Origin of the sequence: Prevotella sp. MGM2 (genome assembly GCF_002933955.1) — a bacterium.
GTDB lineage: Bacteria > Bacteroidota > Bacteroidia > Bacteroidales > Bacteroidaceae > Alloprevotella.
Genome location: NZ_BEWW01000283.1, coordinates 19280 through 40459, shown reverse-complemented (window position 1 = coordinate 40459; position 21180 = coordinate 19280). Strand labels below are relative to the sequence as shown.

General features: G+C 40.4%; 26 protein-coding genes. 13 read left to right on the top strand and 13 right to left on the bottom strand.

The window, feature by feature from the left end:
* Positions 1–9 precede the first annotated feature (9 nt).
* The 11 genes from C5S62_RS07820 to C5S62_RS07765 form a co-directional block, all read right to left on the bottom strand.
* Complete coding sequence (locus tag C5S62_RS07820; protein ID WP_104404822.1) at positions 10–1290, bottom strand: DUF2586 family protein; 1281 nt, start codon at positions 1288–1290, stop codon at positions 10–12.
* Between the two features lie 261 nt (positions 1291–1551).
* Positions 1552–1980: a hypothetical protein gene (locus C5S62_RS07815; RefSeq protein ID WP_104404821.1), complete on the bottom strand. Its 429-nt coding sequence runs from the start codon at positions 1978–1980 to the stop codon at positions 1552–1554.
* 137 nt (positions 1981–2117) lie between these two features.
* Positions 2118–2618: a hypothetical protein gene (locus C5S62_RS07810; RefSeq protein WP_223301184.1), complete on the bottom strand. Its 501-nt coding sequence runs from the start codon at positions 2616–2618 to the stop codon at positions 2118–2120.
* A 33-nt stretch (positions 2619–2651) separates the two neighbouring features.
* Positions 2652–4022, bottom strand: coding sequence for a DUF2586 family protein (locus tag C5S62_RS07805; protein ID WP_104404820.1), 1371 nt, complete (start codon positions 4020–4022; stop codon positions 2652–2654).
* 13 nt (positions 4023–4035) lie between these two features.
* Positions 4036–4362 carry a hypothetical protein gene (locus C5S62_RS07800; protein WP_104404819.1) on the bottom strand — a complete coding sequence of 109 codons (327 nt, stop codon included), beginning with the start codon at positions 4360–4362 and terminating at the stop codon, positions 4036–4038.
* Positions 4363–4430: 68 nt separating this feature from the next.
* Complete coding sequence (locus C5S62_RS07795) at positions 4431–5519, bottom strand: hypothetical protein (protein ID WP_223301183.1); 1089 nt, start codon at positions 5517–5519, stop codon at positions 4431–4433.
* A 43-nt stretch (positions 5520–5562) separates the two neighbouring features.
* The gene (locus C5S62_RS07790; protein WP_104404818.1) at positions 5563–6810 is read right to left on the bottom strand and encodes an ATP-dependent Clp protease proteolytic subunit; all 1248 of its coding nucleotides are present in this window, start codon (positions 6808–6810) and stop codon (positions 5563–5565) included.
* A gap of 97 nt (positions 6811–6907) precedes the next feature.
* Positions 6908–7648 carry a hypothetical protein gene (locus C5S62_RS07785; RefSeq protein ID WP_104404817.1) on the bottom strand — a complete coding sequence of 247 codons (741 nt, stop codon included), beginning with the start codon at positions 7646–7648 and terminating at the stop codon, positions 6908–6910.
* Positions 7649–7672: 24 nt separating this feature from the next.
* Positions 7673–8596, bottom strand: a complete 924-nt coding sequence (locus C5S62_RS13275) for a hypothetical protein (protein WP_133159540.1) — start codon at positions 8594–8596, stop codon at positions 7673–7675.
* Entirely contained in the window at positions 8586–9431 is an 846-nt protein-coding gene (locus tag C5S62_RS07770) for a hypothetical protein (RefSeq protein WP_104404814.1), read from the bottom strand. The genes C5S62_RS13275 and C5S62_RS07770 overlap by 11 nt, the downstream gene beginning before the upstream one ends.
* A 44-nt stretch (positions 9432–9475) precedes the next feature.
* The gene (locus C5S62_RS07765) at positions 9476–10810 is read right to left on the bottom strand and encodes a DUF935 family protein (protein WP_104404813.1); all 1335 of its coding nucleotides are present in this window, start codon (positions 10808–10810) and stop codon (positions 9476–9478) included.
* Positions 10811–11264: 454 nt separating this feature from the next.
* On the opposite strand from C5S62_RS07765, the gene C5S62_RS07760 reads away from it, so the two are divergent.
* The 8 genes from C5S62_RS07760 to C5S62_RS07725 all read left to right on the top strand — a co-directional run bounded on the left by C5S62_RS07760 (position 11265) and on the right by C5S62_RS07725 (position 15567).
* The gene (locus C5S62_RS07760; RefSeq protein ID WP_190311574.1) at positions 11265–11693 is read left to right on the top strand and encodes a DUF4494 domain-containing protein; all 429 of its coding nucleotides are present in this window, start codon (positions 11265–11267) and stop codon (positions 11691–11693) included.
* A 5-nt stretch (positions 11694–11698) separates the two neighbouring features.
* A complete protein-coding gene (locus C5S62_RS07755) occupies positions 11699–12169 on the top strand; it encodes a hypothetical protein (RefSeq protein ID WP_104404812.1) in 471 nt (156 codons plus the stop codon).
* Positions 12144–12497: a hypothetical protein gene (locus C5S62_RS07750; RefSeq protein ID WP_104404811.1), complete on the top strand. Its 354-nt coding sequence runs from the start codon at positions 12144–12146 to the stop codon at positions 12495–12497. The genes C5S62_RS07755 and C5S62_RS07750 overlap by 26 nt, the downstream gene beginning before the upstream one ends.
* Before the next feature lie 30 nt (positions 12498–12527).
* A complete protein-coding gene (dut, locus tag C5S62_RS07745; protein ID WP_104404810.1) occupies positions 12528–12989 on the top strand; it encodes a dUTP diphosphatase in 462 nt (153 codons plus the stop codon).
* A gap of 264 nt (positions 12990–13253) precedes the next feature.
* Complete coding sequence (locus C5S62_RS07740) at positions 13254–13847, top strand: tyrosine-type recombinase/integrase (protein ID WP_104404809.1); 594 nt, start codon at positions 13254–13256, stop codon at positions 13845–13847.
* 6 nt (positions 13848–13853) lie between these two features.
* Positions 13854–14414 carry a hypothetical protein gene (locus tag C5S62_RS07735; RefSeq protein WP_133159539.1) on the top strand — a complete coding sequence of 187 codons (561 nt, stop codon included), beginning with the start codon at positions 13854–13856 and terminating at the stop codon, positions 14412–14414.
* A gap of 33 nt (positions 14415–14447) precedes the next feature.
* The gene (locus C5S62_RS07730; protein ID WP_104404807.1) at positions 14448–14738 is read left to right on the top strand and encodes a hypothetical protein; all 291 of its coding nucleotides are present in this window, start codon (positions 14448–14450) and stop codon (positions 14736–14738) included.
* The gene (locus C5S62_RS07725) at positions 14731–15567 is read left to right on the top strand and encodes a hypothetical protein (protein ID WP_104404806.1); all 837 of its coding nucleotides are present in this window, start codon (positions 14731–14733) and stop codon (positions 15565–15567) included. The genes C5S62_RS07730 and C5S62_RS07725 overlap by 8 nt, the downstream gene beginning before the upstream one ends.
* Before the next feature lie 17 nt (positions 15568–15584).
* On the opposite strand, the gene C5S62_RS07720 is transcribed toward C5S62_RS07725, so the two are convergent.
* Positions 15585–16448, bottom strand: coding sequence for a hypothetical protein (locus C5S62_RS07720; protein ID WP_104404805.1), 864 nt, complete (start codon positions 16446–16448; stop codon positions 15585–15587).
* Between the two features lie 167 nt (positions 16449–16615).
* On the opposite strand from C5S62_RS07720, the gene C5S62_RS07715 reads away from it, so the two are divergent.
* Genes C5S62_RS07715 through C5S62_RS07705 form a run of 3 tightly spaced genes read left to right on the top strand, consistent with a single transcriptional unit; the run spans position 16616 to position 17793 of the window.
* Positions 16616–17197, top strand: a complete 582-nt coding sequence (locus C5S62_RS07715; RefSeq protein ID WP_133159538.1) for a hypothetical protein — start codon at positions 16616–16618, stop codon at positions 17195–17197.
* Between the two features lie 34 nt (positions 17198–17231).
* Positions 17232–17534 (top strand): hypothetical protein, encoded by a 303-nt coding sequence (locus C5S62_RS07710; RefSeq protein ID WP_104404803.1) that lies wholly within the window; start codon positions 17232–17234, stop codon positions 17532–17534.
* A gap of 22 nt (positions 17535–17556) precedes the next feature.
* Positions 17557–17793 carry a hypothetical protein gene (locus C5S62_RS07705; protein ID WP_133159537.1) on the top strand — a complete coding sequence of 79 codons (237 nt, stop codon included), beginning with the start codon at positions 17557–17559 and terminating at the stop codon, positions 17791–17793.
* Positions 17794–18020: 227 nt separating this feature from the next.
* Here the strand turns inward: C5S62_RS07705 and C5S62_RS13270 are convergent, their stop codons facing one another.
* Positions 18021–18314, bottom strand: a complete 294-nt coding sequence (locus C5S62_RS13270; RefSeq protein ID WP_133159536.1) for a hypothetical protein — start codon at positions 18312–18314, stop codon at positions 18021–18023.
* 1471 nt (positions 18315–19785) lie between these two features.
* Here C5S62_RS13270 and C5S62_RS14035 point away from each other — a divergent pair.
* Positions 19786–19914 (top strand): hypothetical protein, encoded by a 129-nt coding sequence (locus C5S62_RS14035; RefSeq protein WP_255400147.1) that lies wholly within the window; start codon positions 19786–19788, stop codon positions 19912–19914.
* Between the two features lie 246 nt (positions 19915–20160).
* Complete coding sequence (locus tag C5S62_RS07695; RefSeq protein WP_104404800.1) at positions 20161–20829, top strand: hypothetical protein; 669 nt, start codon at positions 20161–20163, stop codon at positions 20827–20829.
* Positions 20830–21180: the final 351 nt, after the last annotated feature.

The following is a 21180-nucleotide window of genomic DNA, read 5'->3' as shown; positions in this document are numbered from 1 at the left end:
TATAAAGAGTTAAATATCATGTGAAACCTCTTCTGAAATGAAGCCACTGTAATTAACCGGTCCAACCTCCAATTTCATGGAAATTGCATCCGTTTCCAACAAGTCATCATTATCCAGAAAAGTGACTACACGACCGTCTATCTGATTTTGACCTTTTTTGTTTTTCATCACTGAATCCAAAATGGTATTAATAGAATCAGTAATAATCGCAATAGAGGTGGTACTAATATTATGAGTGCCTGGCACATATATGTGATTACTATTCACATAAGGAATAAGTGCGGTACAAACTGCACGTCTGCATTTGTGCATAACGCGATTATTCGCTATGGTACTGAATTGACCTTCACATAAAGTTTGATCACTACTCAAAAAATATGAAGCTTCAATACCTTCATAATCAATAGGAATAATATAGCCTTTGGCTGATATGGTGTTTGCCCATACTCTATGTACATTTTTCATTGGAGTACCTGTGCTGCCCACACCCCATTCAGGATTATTGAATCCTTCATTTTTATTGAGGTCACATTTTTCAAGAGATGCAATGCTTTCTTCGGCACCACATAGAGCCAAACAAGCCATAATTAATCCTAACGATGTGACCGGTGCCTGAAATGGATTGCTGCCTTGCATTTGATGCACTTCTTGAGAACCGTTTTGTACAAGAGCTATAGAAACTTTAGGGCAATTCAGCTCAATAGCATTAGGAAGTTTTTTGTAATTAATCTTTTCTCCCCCAAGGTAATTGCTGTTACCACATAACATAATATGTAACGGTACCATTGTATGAGTTGATACTCCAATTTTACCATTAATTTCATCAGCTTGTGCTTGTAAGTCTGTAATCAGGGAAGTGAATCCCATTGACTTATCTTCACGAAGTTTCCAAATAGGCTGAGAAGTCCATACTCCAATATGAAACAATCTGCCGCTTACTTGTTGCTGCATGAATTGAATAACATCCCAGTTTTTTGAACAATCAGCGATTGCTATATATACTTCTTGATTATCTCCAATGAAATCAAAAAATTGAGAAAGATGATAATAAACTAATCCATTCAGAAAAGCATTATTCTCAATCCCCAGCAAAAGAGCATCATCCATGTTTTTGATACACTGTATTTTGCCGTCTTGGAAATTATGATATAATAATGGATAAGATTCAAAGGGTTTGTCAAAACCACTTATATCAAACAAGAAAGCCCCCACACTTTCATCAGTGGGGATATTGAATGTTAAGTCCGGTTTTTGCTTAATCCCGGTATCTATATAACTGAGTTGCGCCATGATGACTTTTTATAATAATAGTCCAGAAATAAGAATAGGAGCCGTTAAGCTCCTACCCTTATTTATTTGCACCTCCAGTGAGCATACCTACCGTATTGGCTTGTTGAACCATTAACATCTGAGAATGTACCCAAATTGCGTTTTCTGACCAAAAGGCAAAATCGTCATCGGTCATGTGATCCCAGTCCAAATGAGGATAGTAGTAAGCCGTTAGTGCAAAGCGTTGTCTGTAATTATCCTCTTTACCTATGCGACAACGCTCTATTTTTTTACCATGTCGGCGTTGCGGGAATCAATCAGTTGCGAAAGCTGAGACATGGTTCCATAGAGGAACAGGTCATCATCATCAACCAGTTCACGATCGCCGGCGAGGAATACGTTGGTGGCAAGCATCTTGTTTGCCTGAACCACGTCCTTCTGAACGAAGTTCATATACTGACTGAAGTGCATGAGGCTGGGGCGGCGCAGATAGGCGATATACAGGGGCTTTTCGTCACCTTCTTCACCTTCTACAACGACGATGAACACCTTGCGGAGCTTGTGTTCAGCCTTCAAAGCTTCGGCTTTCTTGATGATTTCTTCGCGCACTTCAATAGGCACATTGACATTGTTGATGAATTCGATAGCGGGAGCTGCCTGTTCGGTCTCCATCTGCACAGGAGCAGTTTCTGTTTTGCGTTCTCTACTCATTGTTATTGGTTTTTTGTTAAGAAATCAGTTAAGCGCATTTTTGCGCCGTCAATATATAATAGTACCCATTAAAAAAAATACGAGAGAGCAGCCATTTTTGACTGCCCCCTCTAACTGAAGTATAACAAGAAAACCGATTAGGCGCCACCGTAAAGTTCGTGAGACCAGCTCATGTTGGGGTTGCTCTGAACTTTGCCGGTGTAGATGCGATGCGGATGGAGGTCGAACTCTCTTGACAGAGAGGTGTCATCCTGGTTAGCGTCCATACCACCTTCTGCGAGAATACAGCCGGCAAGGGTTACAGTCTCAGAAGTGATATTGGCGGCTACGTCATTGACCCAAGAAACGATGAGGTTAAACTCACCAAGACCAAGTAATGTGCCGTCTGCGGACTTGTCACGAAGAGCAATCTGAGTGCCATAAGGCAGTGTGATGCTGGCTTCATAAGTGACGTTGCCGAAACCACGCTTACGGGGCTGACCGCCCAGACCATAGATAGGTTCAATCTTTCGTTTGGTGTCCCACTTAATAGCGGTACAGTCAACTAAAATAGGGTTCTGGGCACTTTCACCTTCGAGGTTGGTCTGAAGCTGAATCATCGACCAACTGTATGCTACATTATTAATTGTTGCTGCCATTGTTGTATAATTGATTTAGATTAAACTTTGGCTTTAGATAGTGGAAGTGAAGCCCTCAGTCACATTGATAACGCTGGTCACGCCGAGCGGAACCAGAGCATATTCGATGTCGATTGCATCGGTATCCAGCACATTCTGATCAGCATCAATGGTACAGGTACGTCCACTGATCTGAGGTTTAGAAGTGCCGGGTTCTACCATGTTCTTATCCAAAGCCTCGATTACAAGGTTCTGGAACTCTGCAACAGCTGATGCTGACAGTGTGCCGGTGCTGGCATCAATCTCTACATTGCTGTTTACGCGAGGCAGGAGAGCGCGGCGAACTACACGACGACTCTTGTGCATAACACGACAACGAGCAAGAGTGCGATAATCGCCGGTGCTGAGTGTCTGATCACTGCTGAAGAAGATACTGTTTTCAAGACCGTCATGGTTGGTTAGGAACACATATCCATTCTTGTGAAGGTAGGTGTTGCGTTTCGTGTAACCGATAGTCTTGATGTTGGTGAACGAAGATTCTGCCGCATACTTCTTGTTGTCAGCATCCTCAACGAGTTTGCCAAAACCAAGTTCTGCATCCTGCATAATAGCAGCGAGGTTGAAGCTTGCAACGTGGGCGATACTTTCATTTGCAGGAGCTACTGCAAGACATCCCAGTGCTGCGCCTACACAGCCGACAGGAGCATAAGAAGCAGTGTCCTTTACATGATTGATGGCATACATCAGTTCATGCACAGTATCCGAAGGTGCCTGACCCAAAAGAGCAGTAACCTTTGGCATATTCATGCCACTAAGATCCGGAAGTTTCTTGATGTCTATGACAGCCTCATTCAGAATTGGTGCTGATACCAGAATGTTCAGAGGTGCGTTGCCCTCATAGTTGGTAATACCAACCTTACCACCAAGAACTTCTGCAACAGCTTCAAGCTTTGCGCAGACATTTCCAGCCTCAATAGAGTATGTGTCATCGGCATTTTTCTTAGCGAGAGGTTTGCCGGTCCATACACCAATCTGATATATAATACCGCCAGATACAAGCTGCATCTTTTCGACAGCCTCAAAATCGGGGTCATCGTCGCTGTTCATAAATGATACAAAGATGCGCTGTGTGCCACCGGCAAGGCTGAAGAAACAGTCAAGATGGTATTTTGCAATACCTGCAAGAACGGTCTCGTCAATACCGGCTTCAGTCACATCCTTCGAGGTGTTCAGTTCCACCACATTGCCTCCAGCGAAATTAGTAGCTGCTAATGTGTCTGCTCCAAGAGCTGCTTCAAGACCACCTACGATACTGGTATCAAAGATGAGACCTACAACATTCTCAGTGCTGAGAAACACATTGCTGTTACGCTTACTGTCAATGTCAGTGGTAAAAACACCGCCTAAATTTGTATTCGTAGCCATGTGAGTTTGTTTTTTATTTGTTGTAAAATTTGTTTTTATAAAGCTTTGCGCCTTTAAGAAGAAAAGCTGAAGCACCTTTAGGATGAACAAAGCCATCAGGTGTAATCCAAATCTCTTCATACTGGGGGTAAAGACGCATCAATTCTGCATCACGAGGCGAAATTTCATCGGCTGTTTTACTCTTTTTAGGAGCTTCTTCAACCTCTTTAATATCGTTAGGAACTGGAGTTTCAGCTTCTGACTGAGGTTCAGATGGTATTGTTGGCTCTTCGACTTCAATCTCTACATTAACTACCGGTTCTTCGGTTTTTGCAGCTTCGGTTTTTTTGTTTCTACCCATATTTGTTGAATTTTAAGCAAGGCGGCTGTAACACCGCCTTGCGTTATCGTTAGTAGCTGAATTAGAGATTAACCGCCAGTGCCGGAACCGCCACCTGAAGAAGCTGCTGTATATGTGAACGGAATATGAGCAGTAATCTCAGACGGGCGAACAATGTTTACGTCCATTTTGAGAAGAACCTTCATGAAGTAAAGCTCAGAGTTGTTCTGAAGCTTTTCGATCTGAAGCACATCTTCGTCATTGGCATAATCAACACCCATCCAGAGATTTGAATCCATGCCGGTTGTAAAACAGCCGAAGAAGATTGTATCATTGGGGAGTGCAACCATCGGAATTATGCGCTTGCCCTGGAAGCGATGCTCATTCTCTTTGCGGTTGTCGCTATATTTCATAGTCTTAGCCGATAGATACTTGTTATAAGCATCCCAGGACTTATAGTCCATCAGGATAACAAGACCGGCTTTTTTACGAATCTTGGGAGGAGTTGCTTCCCACATCGCATAAAGCTCTTTCTCGACTGCTTCGCCATCTGCAAATGCGCCTGAACCGGCGATCTTGACCTGACCACACTTAGCATCTTCCGATGTAGCAGCAGCTGCTGCGTTCATAAGCATACGAGCGATAGCGCCATTGAAATACTTCATAGGACCGGCTTCCGCTTCACCACCGATTTCAGTCTTGCCAGCAGCAACTTTTCCATCACTGCTTGAAACCTTAGCGGCTTCATCTGGTGTTGCAGAGCACCATATAGCCTGGTTAATGTATTCCTGTTCACGCTCCATGAGCAGACGAATCATAGTAGCCTGAACCTTGGGATCAAGCTCACGGAACACAAGATTGCCCTTGGGCTGGAAGGGACGATAATACTGCTCGAAGTCACGAGGATTAAATTCGAGATAGATCATAAAGTCTTCCGGCTCCAGATAGCGTTCTGCGAATGTATATTCGCCCTTACTGGAATCAGGTGTAGCCTTATGATCCTGAATGATTTTTCCGAGCTGTACGCTGGGAAGTGCATACTTCTTCTGGATGCCCGATTTGATATGAATAAGACCCTCCTTGTAAGTCTCATTCTCCTGGGCGGCAAGGGTCAGAAGATCACCAAGGACTTCACCAGTATAGTTACTCTGACCTGCGTTAAAAGTAAATGCTGCCATTGTTGTTAAAATTATAGTTTATTAATGATGAATGGGTTGGTGATTAGTCGAGAGTACGGAACTTGAAGCTCTGACCTACAACTTCTTCGACCTTAGCCTGAATTTTCTGCTCTTCAGTCTTAGTGCCTTTTATGGCTTCTTGCTGATTTGCATGAGAAATGATGCCACCAAGGTTGTCACGGGCAGGAATCTTTGCGAGCACTCGTTCAGCCATTTCAAAGTCGTTACGGGCCATTTTGAGATAGTCCTCACGCTCATCCTTGTTGATTTTGCACTCAGCAATAGCCTTGTCGATAAGGTCATTGACCTTTTTCTCCTGAGCCTTGGCTTCTGCGTCCTGATAAACTTTCAGAGCTTCCTTAGTCTTTGTAAGATCTTCAGTCAGATTCTTGATTGAAGTCTTAGCGCCGGTAAGTTCAGCATTGGCTTTAGTAAGCTCTGCCTTAGTTTCGTCAAGAGCCTTCTGCGTAGTTTCAGCCTTGTCAGCTTTAGCTTTCAGCTCATTGATTTTCGCCGTAACATTGTCGGCGGTTGCCTTATCTCCTGTCAGTCCGAAAAGAGCGGCAAAAACGGTGATTTTACTTTCATCCATTGTATTTATTTTTAATATGGTTTTCTGCTCGTTAATAGTTGTTGACGGGAGTGTAGGTGACACCAATCCATAAATTGCCTTGATTTGACTGACATCCTTGGTGTCTTTCAAAGCAGCTTGGATTTGGTCTTTGATGGCTTTTGGTGTTTCAATAACATGATCGGCTTGAACAAATCCTTTCTCAACTGCCTGAGCTGCTGTCAGGAAAGTGCCATCATCACCTTCTTTGCCATTCATAATGTTTTCGACCTCTTCTTCTGAGAGTCCAAATCGCTTAACATAAATGGTTTTAAGCTGCTGAGTAAAGGCTTCAGTGGCTTGATTGTATTGTTTCTCTCCATCTGCATCACAGAATGGATTATGTATCATCAGAAGCGCATAATCTTTCATATACAGCTCATCGCCAGCAGCCCAAATGATTGAACCCATTGAAGCAGCCAAAGCGTCATTGATACACTCAGTTGGAATCTTGCAATCCATGATTTTTGCAAAGACGCTCATACCTTCGATGACACTTCCGCCTACCGAATTGATATGTATGCGTATTTTGCTGGGATTGATATAGTTGACGAGATAGTCAAACTCCCATAAGAAATCTTGAACGCTCCAGTAATCGACATCAGTGTAATAGCAAATATCAGCTGGAGAACCAGCACAATATGCGCCTTTGATAAACTTAAAATCTTTACTTTTTGCCATTGTTGTTTATTTTTCTTAGTAATAGTGAGGAACAAAAAAGCCCCTGCAATTTGCAGAGGCTATTGATTTGATATATAGTTTATTACATTGTATTTTGCTAATTAGTATAGTCCGTTGCTTCATCATACGTCTTAGGATGATCCAAGTTAGTATGATTATCAGGATTTACGCCTTCAATAGTAGGGTCTTGGTCAGCATGATTAGTGAATGGCGGGCAAACGAATTTTTTATACATTTTATTTCTGGTAATCCAAATATTCTTTTGTTTGAACCAAATTTCATAAGTCATCCAGCATGGTTGTAATCCGTGATCAAAACTTTCCATTGGATCAATATATTCAAGCTGACATCTCTCTTGCAGACATTCATATTTGCTGATGTTCTCTTGAATTGTCTGATGAATACGTTCAGCTACATAATACACGTCCATATCGTGATCATCTTCATGCACATTTAAGCTATTGAGAATAAACCTGATTCTCAATTCTGCTCGACCTTCATTAATTCTGGACTGTTGAACAAGGTACCTCCAGTTAATGAAGTGAACAAATGCAGCGGGAAAACCCATTGTCTCTTCTTTATTACCACTGGGTGATATTATGCGCTCATATTGCCCATCATCAATTTGCACAGTTTTGAAAATTGCTGGGCTATCCGGTACACCATACTCCCATTTAACTTCACGAAGAATTGTTTTGAAAGCTTTTAATACATCCATAGGACCATTCGATTCCACTTGGATAGGCTTTACCGGCTTCTCTTGAGGAGTAGCTTCAGGGGCTAATGCACTTGTCTTATTGCCGCTAATGACCTTATTATTCTTTTTATCTATAATCATCGCTGTTTCTTTATTGATAATAGGTTAGGTCTTTTTAACTAAGAATACACTGTCAAATAGGTACAGCTTCATCATTTTTCTCATAAAGCTATCTGTAAAGGGGTTGAGATAACTGGAATGACCCATAAATTGTCGTTTAATATATGGCTTAGGCTTATGGCCATTCCATCCACTACCATACGTTCCTTTGCCTTCATTATGGTAGCCGGCATAACAAATACTGTGCTTTTTATGATGGGCTGCATTTGATGGCACAATATCAGTATAAATCCTCGAAGTCATTACTCCAGCATGTTCATCCATTTTGATAGAGTTATACAAATCTCCATACTCTTTCAAAATACGACTACCGGTGCCTCGACTTGCTCTTTTCTTCAAAGTATAAGGGGCAAGCGAAGCCCATGCACGGGAACGACTGCTATAGAATTGTTGATATTTGAATGAGTTCTGGAACACCTTCATTGCCCTGCGTCCTACGACTACACGGAAATTCTCAGACTGCACTCTTAAAGCATATAAGCTGATTTGAATTTGACGAATCCATTGTTTTGTGCCGTGAAGTACAGTAGCAGAACTATCAGAACCACGTTTCCCTTGATTTATATCCGAACCCCAACGTCCACTTGAAGAAGCTTTACGAACTCCACCATTAGAATCCAAATAATTAACACGGCTCCAGTTATAATTAGGATTTGCACCACCCCTAAGAGCCATTGGCTTTGCCCAAGAAGCCAAATGACCTTGACGAGTAGTGAATTTAGTGCCGGCACTAAAATATTTCCCATATTGTTTTGGAAAAGTAGCACGCCCCTTAACAGTACCCCCGTTTTGACTACGAAGCCACTGCTTATATTGTCGTTCTCTATAAGAACCAAGTTGTTCCCCTTCATAATAAAGTTTCCCAAATTGGGTTTTAACTTTACTGGGGTCAAACTTACTACGAGACATGATACTTCTCCTTTAACCGGGTTACAAATCCAGCAAGCATGGATTTATCTGTTTCTTTAACAGAAAAATAACTATGAGCAGAACTAAAAATACGACCACATTTTGCAAGAGATTCACTAAACACTCCATCTAATTGCTTTGGTGGTGTCACATTTTTAGCAGAACCTTTGATATGACTGAGTTTAGCGTTAGCGCGAGGAACCTCAAGAATCTCCAAGAAACAACGACAGTTATATTCGATAGGAGGTATCATCCAAGCAGGAAATTCATCTCTGGGGGCGGCATAACCCTGTAACGCCATGTGCCAGGGTCTTACTTTAGCATCATTTTGAGTCCAATAGACGGCATAATCTGTTGCTGACATTTTTAGCCAAAGTGCAGCCACTGCGCCGGCATATTCAATATCGCCATTTTCAATAGCAGCATATTGATCATTGTACTTTTTACACAATGCCAATAACTCATCATAATCATCTGAATTAAAATCAATCTCAGAATCACCAACTATATCTATGACCTCATCATACAACTGATATTCCTCACAAACTGAGAAATCTATCAGATTTAGGATAGCTGCTTTAAGCCGATCAATAAGATCCTTGTCATGCTTAGTTAAATTATCATCATTGGCATTTTCCAACAGTGTAATTGCTTCATCAATGCTGATACCTAAACCTTTGACAACATGCTTAAAAGCTATATCGGTTCTTAACTCTGAAAGAGCATAAAGTGTCTCTTCCTTGTCATCATTATGCAGGGATTTCAACAATGCAATAAATAAGGCTGTTAAAGACTGATAGTCGCTGTCATGCTCAGTTTGTTGTTCTTCTGTCATGGCAGCTTTCGATCGCTTAACCAATTCAGAGGTGCATCCGCCTTTTAATGCACCCCTGACAGAAAATTTACTCGATTCCGGTGATGCCCATAGCGTTTGTAATATTCTTCATCACTCATACGATGACCATCGCCATCACCATCTTCATCCCAATCTCCAAGACCGCCGCCACTGGTGCCGGCTTCAAAATTGCGCTGTTTACCAACCTCGACACCCCATTCTTTATTGATTTCTTCAGGCTCAATTTCATATTTGTCTGTCAGCATGTCATAAAGCTTAATTTTATTCTCATCTGACATTTCGATTTTGTTCATGTACTTAAAGTACACATCATCAGAGATAATACCCCAGTATCTTAAAACAGGAACTACCTGTTCGTTCATCACGTTTTCGATTCGGGTACGATAAGAATGGATTCGAGCACGATATATATTTTCATGTGCTTTGGTGGAACCGACATACGACTGAGTGGCACCAGCCATTGATTCAGAGCCAAGAATTAAGCTGTCATTTTCCTTATTGGTAAATTCAGCTAAAGTCTCATATATTTTCTCAGAATTGGAGGCGGCAAATGCCTTAATGTCAATCTCATCACCCTTGCCAGTAACAAGCACTTTATTTTGAGCAGCAGATCCAATTTTTCGGGCAAGTCGTTGTCTGGACTCATTATCCTCTGCCTCAGTTTTACCATGAATGATAGGCTGACCATAAGTGTGACTGAAGTTAACCCAGTTACTTACAGTATATTTCTGAGCAAGAATATTAGGTGTTGTGGCTGCGAACAAGCCGAAGCCGCCAGTATTCACCAGAATATAGTTATGTTTATATTGTTCTGAATCCAAGTCCCAGCCTGGGCTCCACTGACACCAATGCTGTATTACTCGACGTTGATCCGGCAATACACAACGACGCTCGATACTATTGACCTCTCTTAACAAACCGGTCTCAGGGTCTAAGTCAGGCATGATTTCAAGCAAAGTATATCCATATAACTCAGCCTCAATAATGCCCTTGATAATCTTTTCAAATTGAGAACCTTGACATATTTTAGACTGTTTGGGATCCCTTATCCATTTGCCCTCCTTATCTTCACGAGCAAACATATAACGCTTACCGACAAGCTGAGAGAATAAGGTTGCAATAGTTCCCTGTAGGTGAGCGTTCTGGATATAACATGCCTCATACAAATCAATAAGTCTGGAACGGTCATCCATAACTGTCCCATCCTCAACTTGGCTGACAATGCTTTTATATCGGCATCGACGAGTTAACTCATCTGTATATTCCACAATAGTTTTCTTGACCAGATTATAGCTTGCTACAAGCGCCTCATCAGTAAAGAAATTACCGTTGGAATTATTTTCAGTACGTTTACGCATAATTGTTTATTTTACTGGTAATAGTCTAACTGTATAGCCAGTTGGATAAATCCTGCACACCTACAATCTTATCAATACACAGGTAAAATAAAAAAAATCAAAAATTTTTATAGCTTATTGTCAGCAGGTTACGGCATACATTGTTTCACTTTACTCAATATTACTATACACCATATACTATTATAAATAGGAGTACACCAATAACTCTTACTAATTATACAATAATGAATTGGAAAAGTCTTAAAATCAATCCTCCTTCTGAGAATTGTAATATATGCTTGAAAATAGGTACTAACCATGAAACCTATATTTTCAAACGATACACACCTTATAGTTGGGAGCTATACAAGTACCCCAGAGCATTTGGACCAGACAAAATTCCTGATGATGCTTTATACATCAATCTGGATGAGATAAAAAATTGATGACACGCAGTTTAATTCAAAACAATGTAATCATGGAGACTTTTATAGAAGCAAAAGTCAAATTCAACAAACAGTTAGAAAACGGCAAATTCAAAAAGGTAAATGAACCGTACATAGTCAAAGCTCTCTCTTTTACAGAAGCTGAAGCACGTGTAACTAAAGAGGTATCGCCTTATATCAGTGGTGAGTTTACTGTCTCAGCAGTCAAGAAATCCAATATCGTTGAAATATTCCGCAATGCCGAAGGTGATTTTTGGTATAAGGTGAAAGCCAACTTCATCAACATAGATGAAAAGACTGCTGTCGAAAAACTCACACCTGTATATTATCTTGTTCAGGCGCAAGATTTCCGTACCGCCTATGACAATTTCCTGAAAGGCATGAAGGGCACAATGGCTGATTTTGTTATCGCCAGCATCACGGAAACCAAAATCATGGATGTATTTGATACATTATAAAAGCAATGGATTATAAAGTTACGATCCTAAAAAAAGAAATACCTACCGAAGAAACTCTTTTGCCGGAGATTTCAGATTTGCATTTTGGTATCTTAGCCGAAAATAAGGCTGTATTTGATTACACCGCTTATATAGAAGCTAACAAACTGCAAATCGACTATAAAGTGTTTATGCGAATGAATAAGCATTTTATAGAAATACTTGCTAAAGCATCCGGTAAAAAGACTTCTGAGCTATTCTTTCAGAATACAAATGGTCATATCTTGGTAGAAGCAGAGTTGGCTTTTATCTTTCTGGCATTTGTAAATCCTGATATGTTCCTTTACTTTAATGGACTGTTGACTGATGCAATCAGTGATGGTGTTGCTTACAGTCACAGTTACATTTATAGTTTAGCCGCTCAGAGGTTGCCTTCGGAAGTTCTTAAAGACATAATAAAAGAAAGAAAGAATGACACAGCCGGAGATCAACAATAAACCGACTACTATAGTGGCATTTGATGCGTCTTATGTCTTAGTGGCAATTTTCAAATCAATCAGTGAAGCAGCCACCTTGACAGGCACAATCCGACAATCATTAATCAAAGCCGCTTATGGAGATATTATTTCGGTCAATAAAAGATACTGGAGAGTTGTGCCACCAGATTTTCAGATAGAGCCGGATGATGTGGGGCATCTCACATTATTTGAGTTTGATGCAGCGATTGGGGAAGATAGAAAAATATATTCCACTCGCAAAATGCTTAAAAACTCAGTTATGCTGGAAAGCGAATATCTCGTCTTAAAGAGTAATACAAGTAAATGATTTTAATAGATACTATTATATAAAGAAAAGATGAAAGTAGTTTTATTATCCCCAGGTGCTAAAATCCCTAAGCGAGCAGACGAATATGCCGCCGGTTACGATGTATTCACTCCTACGGATGTGACTATCAAGCCGGGTAGAAATGTTGTTAAGCTCGATATAGCCATAGAGCTTAATCCTAAAACAGAAGGCAATATGCGTCCTCGTAGTGGATTTTCCGTTAACGGAATGGAAGGCGTATCTATAGAAGAGCCTGATGTTCTTAAAAGATTTGATGCCGACGTGTTGGATGGCACTATCGACGAAAATTATCGTGGCAATGTGGGGGTTATCATAAAGAGTTATGAAACCACCCCCTTCATCATCAAACAGGGCACCAAAATCGCACAACTTGTCGTAAAAGACTATGTATCGGATCCTTTTGAGGTTGTTACTGAACTATCTCAAACAGAACGCGGAGTTCAGGGATTCGGTCATACTGGAACAATGTAATTCCTTAACTACTCATAGGGCAGTAGCCCATAGGGAGCGTGAACAATACCGACTCACGCTCCCTATTTCTATATAGGTACTTCTCCTTAGTCTTGTGTTTTAGATAATCCTATTTAGAAAAAAGTGAAACTTATTTAATCGTATAATCATCGCCTAACCAATTATTTACGCTATGTTTAACATTTTTTGGAAAGTGAAACAATCAAAAATATTTGGATGTTTCACTTTTTAGAGATAATTTTGCGAAACTAAAATCTGAATTGTATGAGCATGAAAGGAAGTGTGACAACGGCAGATTATTTGCCGTATGCCGATTATCAAAAACTCGTACAGACCCTTATCAACGAAAAAAAGTATTGGTGGGCCTGTTATTGCATCCTGTCTTTCTGTACTGGATTGCGTTTTTCTGATGTATGTAAACTTAAATGGTCAGATGTCCTTGATCAACGAAAAATCGTAATCACTGCAAAAAAGACAAACAAGACCCATGTAATCCCTATCGGACAAAATGCTGCTGATCATTTTGTCACGCTTCACAAGTTGATGGGCAAACCGTCTAAAAAGGAGTTGATTCTTATAAATCATAAAGGCGAGAATGACAAGCCGGTCTCAATTCAGTATATTAATCGTACATTAAAACAATGGACGAAAAAATATGAATTGGATATTGAAAACTTCAGTACCCATACGTTTCGTAAGACTTTTGGAAGATATGTATATGATAAAGGTGGTCGAGATGAAAAGACGCTAATGTACCTCAACAGGATTTTCAAACATTCCAGCTTAGACACCACTCTCATATATCTTGGCATAAGGGATGATGAAATTACGAATATCTTTGATTCAATACAAATATAAATTTATATGTTATTGGATAATATCGGCACTTGCAAGTCTTGCGGCAAAAAGATTTGGACGCTTGGTTATAATTCTCAAAATAGAATTGCATACCTTATGCAAAAGGAAGGAGTATGCTATGATTGTGCTTTTTGGGAAGATTTGATAGCCTATCCTCATCAATATATGGAGGTCGTAAAAAATCAATGTCTGAAGATATACCCGGTAGCAGATAAAAAAGACAAAACATTGCTTTTAGGCGGTAAGGGCAAAAAACGATATTTTATGCGTCCTGACGGTTCCCTTTTTGAATCCAATGATATATGGGTGATCGGAACAATCCCAGAACGCTTTATATCTCAATTACCAATTACTGCAATAGAAATATCATTAAAAGCATATCAATCATTGAAACGGAATAATAAAAAATGCAACGCTCGTGCTTGCTTAGACCGTTATCACTGTTTTAGATATGATAAACAGATAGAATCCGATGATAATGGTCCCTACAATCAGATTCCACCCACTTGGAAAGTAGGTGATGAACATTGTAGGTTCTTTATCAACCGCCAAGATATACAAAATTGATGAAAAGCAGTTTTAACCTTCAATCTGAAGTTAATGAAACAAAAAACCGAACATCTGCTTGACCAAGCAAGACAGATCATGGGCGATGATGCCGATTTCTTTATCATTGCTCATAAGAAAGACAAATGTGGAGCTGTTGCACATGGTAATACAGATACTATCGCGCAAGCTATATTCTCTTGTATGCACAATCCTGGAGATCCTATAGGCGCTACCATGTATCGTATCATTAAGCTCAATGTGATGAATATATTGAAAAGTCCATCGCCGTATGCGCTGGACTTAATCGACACCATCAACTCAATCCTTCCAGACAATGAGTAACGAATATAAGCCCTACGATAAGTCAGACATTGACACTCTACTGAAAGAGCCGTGGGAAATAAGCGATCAGCCCTTCATGCTTCATGCAGCGTATGCTCTTAGCTCTCTGTATGATCTGTGCGCTCCTGAAGATGATGAAGAATTTACTCCAGATGATATATGGGGATGCAAAATTGAAAAACGGATTCTTGACCGGCTGGTTTTGGATATAGCGGCTGATTTTAACGATGCTGCATCCAATTATAAGCCAGTTAAAATATGGGATAAAAGTTATTCCATCCGAAAAGTCAATGCCTATGACCGGAAGAGACTTCAGCTAATCTTCAAATTCCCTCTGGAAAATGGGGAGTATACTATCACTAAAGAAGGTGTGCTGGATTTGCGTGGTATAACTCCGCAAACCCTACAGCCGTATGAGATAACTAAAGAACAAGCCCAGCTTAATAGAGCATACCTCAGACAAATCATCATGCTTGCTGAGGATGATGAGCATGATGGCTGGGCAAAACTCACAGATATGGAAATTATCGCTTACTGCTGGGCGTTGTTCTACAACAAACATCAGTATGATAATTTCATCCACTTCAAACAGGACTATAAGGATTATCTATACGTCAACGAGAAAGAAATTCTTGGTTGTTTGAATGAAAAATCTTCATTGAGAGGCGGTCCCATAGGAATGTACGCCTTCTCTCACGACAAAATCCAGCAATGGAATCAAGCCCACAATCAAGAATCAGAGGCAATCAAAATCCCGATTTCAGATGCAGAAGATTATTGGTACACTGTGGCGCTCAAATCTACATTCAAACCTATTGACCAGCGATAAAAATAAGGGGGACGGCTTTAAGCTTTCCCCCTCATTTGTCTGACCTCTTTCATAAATAAGAGACCTTCAGTATAATCTAAAATATAGTTACCGGCATTTAATCTATCAGTGTGTTTTCTGGTTCCGTCATCCCTATCCATCACCAGTTCAAACCGATCATTAAGATACCAATACACATTATTCTTCCCACGTTTGGTGGTTTTCACAAATTTATGGAATCGTTCATTGTACGACCATCCAGCATTGGAGGTGGCAGTATGTAATCGCTTTATATCAGCTTCCGTAGCTTGTCTAAGGGGTGTATAGTTGCAATCTATCCAATAATCCATTTTTAACTCTTCACCACTAAGAAATGCTAAAAAATGATATTGACAATTTGCTGTTTCTAAATACATTCCCACACCAGATTCACCACCATCCTCATTTTCTAAAGTAACATAAAAATATTTTTTGGGGGTGTACATTGTGACCATTCTCCCGGCACGAACTGAAAAATCCATGTCAGCCTCAAACATTAGACGTTTCCAATGCTGTCTTTTATCCCAATCCAGTGTCATCAGTCTTTCCGGCTCTAACACTTCCATTTCATTAATGATAAGATTGCCTTCATAATCACAATAGGCGGCCAAAATGATTTTGTCAGGCAAACTATATCCAACAATTCCCATTGTATTGCCATATTGAACCATATCACCAGACCCGAAACCATTTTCCAACCAACTCAAAAAATTAGCATAGGTTGATTGAGCTTTAGGATTTATAGTTTTATGAATTTTTCCGCCTCCATAAAGCTTCCGACAATAGTCAAGAATTTTCTGCCAATCCCCATCAGAGAATTGACAATCAGATGTGTATCGGTATATTTGATCAAGGGTTTTCATCGCTGGGAAACATTATAACTTGCAAAGTTACTATTAAAAATTAAAACTGATAGAAATAATGCTCCATTATTTTGGGCAAACTTAAATTATTAAGTAACTTTGTTTTCAGTAAATGAGGATGATACAATCCTAACGTGATGAAAGCAGTGTTATGAATACCGCATAACATGAAGCGAATACCGCAAAGAGCAAAGCTCCCACAACCAGAACCTATTGTAATCACGCTTGACCCTAAACAGTTACGGGGAGGCATTACATTGCCCAAGGTCAAATATCAGGTACTTGCCACTGTTGAAACTGAGGAAGTGTTCAATGGGATGGTTCTACCCATTCCTAAAGTCCTGATATACTTTTTAAGCCGGAATGAACTGATGGTGCTTGCCACTATTTTGGAGGAAACCAATGAAACCGGCGATTGCTCACTGTCCGTAAAAGAACTGGCAATCAAAATCAAAATCTCCATTCCCACTCTCAGTGCTTGTCTTTATTCACTCCGTAAGATTGGATTGCTATTGGAAACACCAGATGGTAAAAGGGGTGGAGGCAGGATCAGGACATTAAACTATCCAGCCATTCAACATCTGAATGATCTCGTAGAAAACGAAGATCCTGGTATCTACGCCAGGATCCGTAAAGCTACACGTAAAATCAATATTCTGAATCTCACTAAAGATGACATTAAGGGCGCATACGACTATCAGGTACTTGAACCCGACCATGATCCGGCTGAGGAAGAAGAGTATGATTAATTGATAAAAATCAGTGTCATTCAAAACCAATACAATGAGCAGACCGATTCATTTTGAATATCAGAAATTTGGCAATGTTACTGTCGTGGCATTAGATTCCAAGTTATCTGATTATGATTTCCAGCCTTGCAATGAAGGTGGAAAAATGGTGATGAAAATCCCAGCAAAAACAATCAAAGACTGTCGTAACATCGACGGATGTATTTATCTTCATCTGGGTTATGTCAAAGATGATGTGATGGTGGACTTGATTGAAAAATTCCAGAAACTGAAAGTCGAAAAAGGCTGGAAGCCGTCTAAGGGGTTGGTGGTACCCGATCATAAGTTCATCATTTGATATGACTTTCAAAGACTACTTGATGTCATTAACCTGGAGATCGTTTGCAAAATATCCGGAGCAAGGAGATACCATCTACATTCATTGCTTCACTGATGATGGCTGTCATCACAAGTTTGCTAAGGTGAACTTCTTCAATGCAGTCTCACTTGATTTCCAGAAAATCGTTCAGAAAACTCCTAATAATCATAAATGGCAGTTCTCATGGCTGCCAGCTAAACCAATCGAAGAGAATTATGATAAGTCAACTGCTGATTAGCGCAATGATGATGGTAACGCCATTTCATCCCAAAGAATCAGTGCCGGAACTTCCCAAACAATATGCAATCCTGGCACCTGAAGAGAACCATAAAAAGACATCCAGACAAGAGCGCAGAGCGAAAAAGCGACTTCGCAAATAATCTGCGAGAATAGTTTTGGAGGAGCCGAACTATTATGAGAAGAGAGAAAAAGTGATTTTTTGTTTCATAGAAATAAATTCAGATTTTAGTTAAAGGTTAGACGATGTGCCGGGCTGAGAAGTTCGGCATATTTTTTTGGCTTTTGGGCATAGCCGCCGGAGCAAGAAAGACGAAACAAAGAAAAGAAAAAACGAAAAAAGAAAAAAGCTTTCAGTAAAAAAGAAAAAAGAAAATAAATAAAAGAAAAAAAGAAGAAAGAATATCCCCCTTTCTCACTCGTTCTTCTTCTCCTAAAGTCGAAGAAGAATCTCGCTCGAAAGGGGGCGCGCACGCGAGCGCGAAGAGCCTGCTTAGAACTTCTTAGCAATGTAGCTTCCATTCCCAGTAAATTAAACAAAGACTGTTTAGTCCACTTTTGGATTAACTGTTTAGAAATATTTTATAGCAGCGTAGTTCACATCTCAGCAATTTTATCAAAACTTGATGCGTGAAGGTTGCGTGTGGTGGAAGGAGTGGAGGGAGTGGAAGAAGGTTTAGAATTATTTCTTTTTTAATTTTTCAAAAACATTCTTATAAATAATGCCGCGCGCCCCGCCGCCCCGGATCGCCGCCGTCGATGCGCCCAGACCGAAAAACTGTTTTGAAAAATCACCTCCGGAAAAATTTGGGCAAGCTGTTTTAGGGATTTTCTGGTGTGCCAGGAAAGAAAAATGATGGTGCCAAGTCAGGAAGATAAAAGTTGGGATGTGAAGAATATTGCAAACACCTTAAATTTACCCTCTCAGATGCGCTACAATCGACGCAAGCTCTTCAGATGTGTAATTTATCATCTGAGGAATTGAATCGCTAAAATAAGGGCATTTTAGAGGGTTTTGATTTTGGTGGGGCTGGAGTGGTTGGGGGCGAGATTTGGGGTTGAATGGGCAAATTTGGTTTAATTACTGGATATTCAGGCAAATAGATTGGTTGAGGGTAAAATAAGCTGGGAGAACGTGATTGGAATCCCTAAATTGTAGTGATCTCAGGGTGTTTTGTGGGGCTGAGATGGCTGTAACTCTTATATATAAAAGTGAACCAAAATCGAAATTTGAAAATCGGAAAAAATTTACATACGCCTTTAAGAGCAAGGAGACCACCCACCCCGGTTTTTTATTTATTTTCAGATAGTTAGCCATATTTTGAGCTTGTTTTTGTTTCACTTTTACAATAAGTGAAACGTCTAATTTTTGCACTATTTTTTGACTTCATGTGTTAAAAAGTGTTTAATCTTTGCTTAAGTAATCTAAGTGCATGTTTTTCACTGTTTTACTTAAAATTGTAATTTTTTGTTTTACTATTTTCAAAAGTGAAACATCTTTTTATATATGTGAAACTCCACCTTTTAACATATTTTTAACACTCCAAAATACCCTCATCCATTTTTAGCACCTTCTCAAACATAAATTTTCGGGTATCTCAAAAAATTTTTCAAGAAAAAATCATTTTCTTATTTACTTAATAATCAACTATTTACACTCTTGAAAACTGCTTTACACCTTAATAGATATAAAAGATGGACTATCTCAAAAAATTTTTTGCAGAAAGTGTTGTAACCGTCCACTGACCACTGCAATATTGTGGTGTAAGATTTGAGAAACGGATTAGCTCCCGAACCTCTCAAAAACTTGCAAGCGAACCTTGACATATTGGTGCTTAGTTGCTTTTGGCAATAGGTGTGAAAAGTGAAATCCCGTGACTCCATGAGTGCGGAAAATTTAGCAAATTTTCGCTTTATCCTTTGCAGTTCCATGAATTGCGCTTACAGGTGAAAAGTGTGTAAAGTATCGAAGTAACAAACCGTTTCAAAGATTATGCAACAAAATTGTATCGTGTGGGTAAAAACCGCAATAGTGCGGGCGTATAAAGCGATGCAGCCCCTGCGCACGGGGGAAGAGTGGCGTGATGCGACCATTCGGGGGAAACCTTTGCCTATCATGTAGGGTGAAATGACTCATATAGGTAGCATTAGGCGCAAAAACAGATAGAATGTGCAAATACGTTGCGCATAAAAAGCAGGCAAGGCAGCCTGAAAAGCGCACTGACGTTACCCCTTTGTGGGCGTGTCTATCTGGGGCAGGAGCACAAGCTGTACCCGTCTGGAAAGTACAAAAATCAAATAACACTCTATAGGGTAAGTCCGTACACAAAAGCGGCGCAGGGGATTGCAATGCGTCCCCGTACCCACTATGTATAAACTTAAAGCAGTTGTGACCGCTCCCGTGTGGGGTCACTATACCATCATGGCAACTTCTGTAACTCTTAACGCAAAACAGGTTAACGCAGGTTCACGTGAAATCATCAACGCAACCTCACAACTCACGCAGGTACTCCGCACCTTCGAGAACCTCTACACCCAAAAACTGTCCTCATGTGAGGGCATGACCGTCGAAGCGTGGATGAGCGCAATGGGCGTGGAACGCTTCACCACTACCAACAAATCGGGTAAAGTCACGAAAAAGGGCTATACCCCCGGAACTATCCGCAAAGGATGGAATACGTCTATGCAGACAGAAGCAGGCAAAATGTGCGTGTTCAAGAACGTGCCGGCGAAGTACAAAGATGAAGATGGCACGGTGTATCGTGTCTTTACGCCGGAAGAGACGGCAAAGATAGACGGCAAGTGCGTAACTCGCTTCATGCTGTCCGAAATCGCGGATGACAAATGGACTGTCGCAATCATCCTGCGCGGCTTGAAGCAGGGGCGCGACTACAAAAAGTACAATGACCGCAGTGTCGAAAGTGAACTGAACTGGGAAGAACTGGATGAACTTTGCGTCATCCGTGTGGTCGAAGATGAAAACGGGCAGGAAGTCCGTGAAATCGTGAACGTCAACAAAGATGAGGTTTATTTCTAAAACCTCTTGCAAGGGTGCAATCCGTGAACGCGGATATAGGGGGTGTTGTGTACCCCCTCACTCACTATATTACAACTGATGTTAGACTCACGAATATCAGTTATTTATAAAGTGAGCCGGCTGACTGACAATCGCAGTCGTAAGTTATTCACGATTGGTGCAGTATTATGAGGAGCAGCCTGCAATGTTCCCGGCTTTTTATCCGAATTGTAGCTGAATTGGAGTACAATGAGGACGCATTTGATTTATGCGGACAGGATTCAAATGTGATTGATTAACCGCGATTTTTTGGCGCAACATACGGAGTGGTTGCAAACACTCTTGGTGTGCAATGGGTTCGAGTCCCCTAAG